The organism is Streptomyces sp. 796.1 (genome assembly GCF_047525675.1).
Classification (GTDB): Bacteria; Actinomycetota; Actinomycetes; order Streptomycetales; family Streptomycetaceae; genus Streptomyces.
The window spans coordinates 36,378-42,948 of record NZ_JBLIWA010000065.1; the positions used below are offsets into that span (position 1 = coordinate 36,378).

Annotated in this window: 3 protein-coding genes; 1 reads left to right on the forward strand and 2 read right to left on the reverse strand. The window is 71.9% G+C overall.

Annotated elements, in window-relative coordinates:
* Positions 1-507: 507 nt before the first annotated feature.
* Positions 508-2,856, forward strand: coding sequence for a transglycosylase domain-containing protein (locus ACMA1D_RS30380; protein ID WP_414727206.1), 2,349 nt, complete (start codon positions 508-510; stop codon positions 2,854-2,856).
* 92 nt (positions 2,857-2,948) lie between these two features.
* On the opposite strand, the gene ACMA1D_RS30385 is transcribed toward ACMA1D_RS30380, so the two are convergent.
* Both ACMA1D_RS30385 and ACMA1D_RS30390 read right to left on the reverse strand, forming a co-directional pair.
* A complete protein-coding gene (locus ACMA1D_RS30385) occupies positions 2,949-4,415 on the reverse strand; it encodes a catalase (RefSeq protein WP_414727201.1) in 1,467 nt (488 codons plus the stop codon).
* 314 nt (positions 4,416-4,729) lie between these two features.
* Positions 4,730-6,571, reverse strand: a 1,842-nt coding sequence (locus tag ACMA1D_RS30390; RefSeq protein ID WP_414727202.1) for a SpoIIE family protein phosphatase, incomplete at its 5' end; no start/stop codon positions are given.

Below are 6,571 nucleotides of genomic sequence, written 5' to 3' on the forward strand. Positions count from 1 at the left end.
AGGCGGTCGTCCCTCGGCTATCAAAGTGATAGCACATTAAGGCGCCGGGACAACCCTCCGGGCCCCCAATTCGTCGGTTCCCGTGGAAAGGGTGCTGATTGTCACGTCCCGAAATGGCTTGATCAATGGGCTTTTGCCGCCACTTGCGGTGTTAGCTACTTGGATTGGCTGGCTTGGGGTGAAGCGACTGGAGCGGCAGACATGGGCCGAGCGGACGACAGGCGAGCGCGCCGGAAGCGCGCTCGCCGCGGAAAGACGGAAGGGGCCGGCGCGGGCGCGGCGGACGGCGTGACCGCGGCGATACCCGGCGACATACCCGGCACGTCGGGCACACCCGGCACCACGGGTGCGCGCGACGGATCCACCACACCCGAGACACCCACCACGCCCGAGACGGCTGAGACGACTGAGGCGTACGAGGCATCCGGGGGAGCCCGTACCGCCAGTGCGGCCCGTACGACCAGCGCGCCGGCCCCCGCAGCGGCGAGCACGGCAACCCAGAAGTCCCTGAACTCCCAGCGGGCCCAGCAGGCCCAAGAAGCCCCGCAGGCCCGAGAGGCCCAGCAGGCCGAGAAGCCCGAAAAGCCGAAGAAGCCCAAGAAGCCCAAGAAGAAGGGCTTCCGCCGCTTCTTCACCTGGAAGAAGCTGCTGGCCTACTTCCTCGGCTTCATCGCCCTGTGCGCCGGCGCCTTCGCCGCGCTCTACTTCTCCGTCGACGTACCGTCGGGCAACGCGGCGGCGAAGGCGCAGAGCAACATCTACCGCTACAGCGACGGCACGGTCTTCGCCCGCACCGGCGACATCAACCGCGAGTCGGTGAAGCTGTCCAAGGTGCCGAAGGACGTCCAGCACACCTTCGTGGCGGCCGAGAACAAGAACTTCTACAACGACTCGGGCATCGACCTGAAGGGCACCACCCGCGGCGTGCTCAACACCCTGCTCGGCCGCGGCAAGCAGGGTGGCTCGACCATCACCCAGCAGTACGTCAAGAACTACTACCTCACCCAGGAACAGACCGTCTCCCGCAAGCTCAAGGAGCTGGTCATCTCGCTCAAGCTGGACCGCGAGAAGTCCAAGGACGAGATCCTTGAGGGGTACGTCAACACCAGCTACTTCGGCCGCAACGCCTACGGCATCCAGGCCGCCTCCCGCGCGTACTACGGCAAGGAGGTCGAGAAGCTGACCGTCGCCGAGGGCGCGTACCTGGCGGCGCTGCTCCAGGCCCCGAGCCAGTACGACTGGGCGGTGGCCGGGCCGGTCAGCAAGAAGCTGGTCAAGCAGCGCTGGAACTACGTGCTCGACAACATGGTCGAGAAGAAGTGGCTGGACGCCGACGAGCGCGCGGCTATGAAGTTCCCGGTGCCCGGGCCGCCCAAGGCGGTGGCAGGTCTCGACGGGCAGCGCGGCTACCTGGTCAAGCTCGCCGAGCAGGAGCTGATCAAGGCCGGCGTCAACGAGCAGGACCTGCTGGCCGCCGGCGGCTGGGACATCACGCTCAACATCGACCGGCACAAGCAGCGCGACCTGGAGCGGGCCGTCAAGACCGAACTGCTGGCCGACCTGGACCCGGCCACCCGCCCGGTGGACGCCAGGGCGCAGGCCGGTGCGGTCTCGGTGGACCCGAAGACGGGCCGCATCCTCGCCCTGTACGGCGGCCGGGACTACACCAGGCACTACGTCAACAACGCCACCCGCCAGGACTACCAGCCGGCCTCCACCTTCAAGCCGCTCATCCTCGCCTCGGCCTTCGAGAACGACGCCCGCACCCGATCCGGCCTGCCGATCCGACCGGGCACGATCTACGACGGCACCAGCAAGCGGCCGATCCAGGGCAGCACGACGCCGTTCGCCCCGCCCAACGAGGACGGCCGAAGCTACGGCCCGATCAGCGTGCAGCGGGCCATGAACAAGTCGGTCAACTCCGTCTTCGCGCAGATGGCCGTCGACGTCGGGCTCCCCGAGGTCAAGCAGACCGCGGTCGACCTCGGCATGAACCCCAAGGCCGGCGGCTTCGACGAGCGGCCCGCGATGTCGCTGGGCGTGATGGGCGCCAGCCCGCTGGAGATGGCCGGCGTGTACGCCACGCTCGACAACCACGGCAAGAAGGTCACCCCGACCATCGTGAAGTCGGCGGAGAAGCGCGACGAGAAGGCCGACCTGCCGGACCCGGTCGGCGAGGAGGCCATCAGCCGCAACTCGGCCGACGCCGTCACCTCCGTCCTCACCGGCGTGGTGGACGACGGCACCGGCTCCGCGGTGCGCACCGAGGGCCAGGCGGTGGCCGGCAAGACCGGCACCTCCGACGACAACAAGTCGGCCTGGTTCGTCGGCTACACCCCGGACCTGGTGACGGCCGTCGGCCTGTTCGGCGAGGCCGACCGTACGCAGGGCAAGGTCAAGCAGGGCCAGCAGGTCTCGCTGCGCGGCACCGGGGGCGGCGGCCGGGTCAACGGTGGCGCCTACCCGGCGCAGATCTGGGCCGCGTACACCCGGGCCGCGCTGAGCGGCGACGCCGCCTCGCGGTTCGACCTCGATACGCACCTGGGGTCGGCCGCCCCGGCCACCAGGGAGCCCACCGTGGCGCCGCCGACCACCCGCGCGCCCGTGCCCGACCCGACGACGGCCGAGCCCACGCCGGACCCGACGCGGACCACGCCGACGCCCGACCCGGAGCCGACGACCAGCACGCCCACGCCGGACCCGGAGCCGACCACCGGCAGCCCGACGCCCGATCCGGAGCCGACGACGACCCCGCCGACCACCGCGCCCACGCCCACCGGGGAGCCGACGACCGGATCGCCGTCCCCACCGGCCCGCCCGGGCCGCGACGAGACGCGCGGGCCACTGGTCCCGTAACGTCGCGCGGGCCGCCGGGCCCGTCACCGCCTCGCAGCGCCGTACCGGCCCCGCCGCCGGAGACCCGGTGGCGGGGGCGGTGCCGGACGGGCTCAGCCCCGGCCCACCGTCTCCGCGATCCGGTCGCCGATGTTCTGGTCCACGTTGCGCCAGTACTGGAAGGCCCGGTCGAGCACCGGCGGGGTCACCCCGTCGAGCAGGTGCTGCGAGACGTTGGTGACCAGCCGCTCCCGCGCCGCGTCGTCCAGCACCTCGCGCACCAGCGTGCCCGCCTGCCCGAAGTCGTCGTCATCGCGCCGCAGCCGGTACGCCTCGCGCACCATCTCGCCCTCCGCGTACCACCCGGCGGGCTCCCCGAACCGGTCCGTGTCGGCCGCGGGACCGCCGTGCGAGTTGGGGGCGTAGACCGCGCCGACCCGGTTCGGTTCGTACCGCATCGGCCCGTCCTTGGCGTACGAGTAGACCGGCACGTGCGGCCGGTTCGGCGGGAGCTGCGCGAAGTTGGGGCCGATCCGGTAGCGGTGCGTGTCCGGGTAGGAGAAGAGCCGGCCGAGCAGCATCTTGTCCGGCGAGGGGCCGATGCCGGGCACCAGGTTGGAGGGGGCGAACGCGGCCTGCTCGATGTGGACGAAGAAGTCGTCCGGATTGCGGTTGAGGATCATCTTGCCGACCTCGATGAGCGGGTAGTCGGCGTGCGGCCACACCTTCGTCAGGTCGAACGGGTTGAAGCGGTAGTCCGCCGCCTCCGCGAACGGCATCACCTGCACGTGCACCGTCCACGACGGTGCGTCCCCGGCCTCGATGGACTCGTACAGGTCCCTGCGGTGCTTGTCCGCGTCGAGCCCGGCGAGTTCGTCCGCCTCCCGCTGGGTGTAGAACTCGATGCCCTGGTCGGTCTTGATGTGGTACTTGACCCAGAACTTCTCGCCACCGCCGTTGACCCACAGGTAGGTGTGCGAGCTGTAGCCGTTCATGTGCCGCCAGGTCTTGGGCACCCCGCGGTCGCCCATCAGCCACGTCACCATGTGCGCCGACTCGGGCGAGAGGGTCCAGAAGTCCCACTGCATGTCGTTGCTGCGCAGCCCGGTGGCCGGGTGCCGCTTCTGGGAGCGGATGAAGTCCTGGAACTTCTGCGGGTCGCGCACGAAGAAGACCGGGGTGTTGTTGCCGACCAGGTCGTAGTTGCCGTGCTCGGTGTAGAACTTGAGCGCGAAGCCGCGCGGGTCCCGCCAGGTGTCCGGGCTGCCCTGCTCGCCGGCGACGGTCGAGAAGCGGGCCAGCATCCCGCACCGCTTGCCCGGCTGGAACAGGTCGGCCTTGGTGAACTGGCTGACGTCCCCGGTCACCTCGAAGGTCCCGTACGCCCCGCCCCCCTTGGCGTGCACCACCCGCTCCGGCACCCGCTCCCGGTTGAACTGGGCCATCTTCTCGATCAGGTAGTGGTCCTGGAGCAGGATCGGCCCGTCGGGCCCCACGGTCAGCGAGTGCTCGTCGCTCTCGACCGGAATGCCGGCGTTGTTGGTGGTGTACGGAAAGTTCTGCTGCCCGGGGTCGGTCATCGAGCGTCTCCCATCGAGAAAAGCGCATCGCTCAGCACGAAATGTCCCGATAGCAGTCAATCTCGCCGACAGAACGTCGGCAACTGAGGGCGGGCAGGTGGGTGGCGCGCGTGGGGACGCGGGCGCGGGTGGGTGCTTGGGCAGTGGGTGGTCTCCACCCCTCACCCGCCCCCCACCACGCTGACCAGGCAAGTCACCGCGCGTAGCGTCCGCACGGCGGAGTACTCCGGAGGGAGGCGGCGGGCGGGGCTGATCGGGAAGCGCGGGGGAGGCGGGGGCGCCGGTGGGGTTCGGGGCGGCCGGCGCCGGGCCGACTACCCCGGGTGGGCCGTGGCCTTCGGTGGCATGGCCAGTTCGAACCACACCACCTTGCCGGTGCTCAGCCGGGTCGCGCCCCAGCGTCTGGCCATCCGGTTGACCAGGTACAGGCCGCGCCCGCCCTCGTCGGACGGCCGGGCCTGACGCAGTCGCGGCAACTGCGGCACGTCGTCGCCGACCTCGCAGCGCAGCACGTCCGTCCGCAGCAGCCGCAGCGTGATCGGCCGCTCGGCGTACCGCACCGCGTTCGTGACCACCTCGGAGACCAGCAGCTCCACCGGATCGGTCAGCTCCTCCAGGTCCCAGCGGGAGAGCGCCCGGCGCGCCAACCGGCGGGCCTGACCCGCGGTCTGCGCCTTCGGATCGAGGAACCAGTACGCGACGTCACTGGGCGCGATCCCCTCGAAGCGGGCGGCGAGCAGCGCCACGTCGTCGTCCCGGTCGCCCGGCCCGAGCATGTCGAGGACCTCGTCGCAGAGCGCTTCGAGCGGCGGCGGGTTGGGCCCGGTCAGCCGGGCCGTCTCGGTCAGTCGCTCGCTGAGCTGGTTGATCCCGGTCCACACGTCGCGGATGCGCGACTCGACGAGGCCGTCGGTGTACAGCATCAGCGTGGCCCCGGCCGGCGCGTCCAGCTCGACCGCCTCGAAGTCCACGCCGCCGACGCCGATCGGCGCGCCCGGCGGCACCCGCAGCACCTCCGCCCGGCCGCCGCGGTGCAGCAGCACCGGCGGCGGATGCCCGGCGTTGGCCACCACGATGCGGTGCGCGACGGGGTCGTAGACCGCGTACATGCAGGTGGCCATGCGGTCCGTGCCGAGCCGCTGGGCCTGCTCGTCGAGGTGGTGGAGCACCTCCTGCGGCGGCAGGTCGAGCCCGGCCAGCGTCTGCGCCGTGGTGCGGAGCTGACCCATGATCGCGGCGGAGGTCATCGAGTGCCCCATCACGTCGCCGACCACCAGCGCCACCCGGTTGCCCGGCAGCGGGATCGCGTCGTACCAGTCGCCGCCGACCCGCGCCGTCTCGGCCGCCGGCAGATAGCGGCTGGCCAGCCGTACGCCGGTGGGCTGCGGCAGCGAATCGGGCAGCATGGTGCGCTGCAACTCGTCCGCGATGTACACCTCGCGCCCGTACAGCACCGCCTTGTCCACACCGAGCGCGGTGTGCGTGGCCAACTGCGCCGCCACCAGCAGGTCGTCCCGCTCGAAGGGCGGCCGGTCGGGGCGGCGGATGAAGACGGCCGCGCCGATCACCCGCCGCCGCCCGCGCAGCGGCGCCAGGATCGTGCGGTGCCCCATCGCCACCGTGCGGCCCGAACCCAGCAGCTCGGGCAGTGCGGCCCGGGCCGCGGCAGAGTCGCCGAAGACCGGCCGCACCCCGCGCAGCACCTCGGCGAGCGGCCCGCCGGCGCGCACCTCGCACAGGTCGGCCGCCGGACCGCCGCCGAGCGCCGGCGACAGGTCGGGGCCCGAGGGCAGCAGCGGCATCCGGGTCTCGGTGTCGGCCTCGGCCGGGATGCGGTCGGTGCGCCGCAGCCGGAGCATGACCGGGTCCACCGGGCGCTCGTCGCCCACCGGCAGCGGGTCCCGCAGGTAGACCAGGATCGCGTCGGCGAAGGTGGGCACGGTGGCCCGGCACAGGCCGAGGACGATCTCGTCCAGGTCGATGCCGCGGGCGATGCGCCGGGTCGCGGCGCCCACGTAGCGCAGCCGCTCACCACCGCGCGCCGCCAGCGCACTCACATCGGCGTCGGGCGCGCCGGCCGGCCGCTGCGCCGCGGCCTCGGCGGGCACGCCGGCGGACCGCCCGGGCGGCCCGCTCGGCCCTGGCGGTCCCTGGGC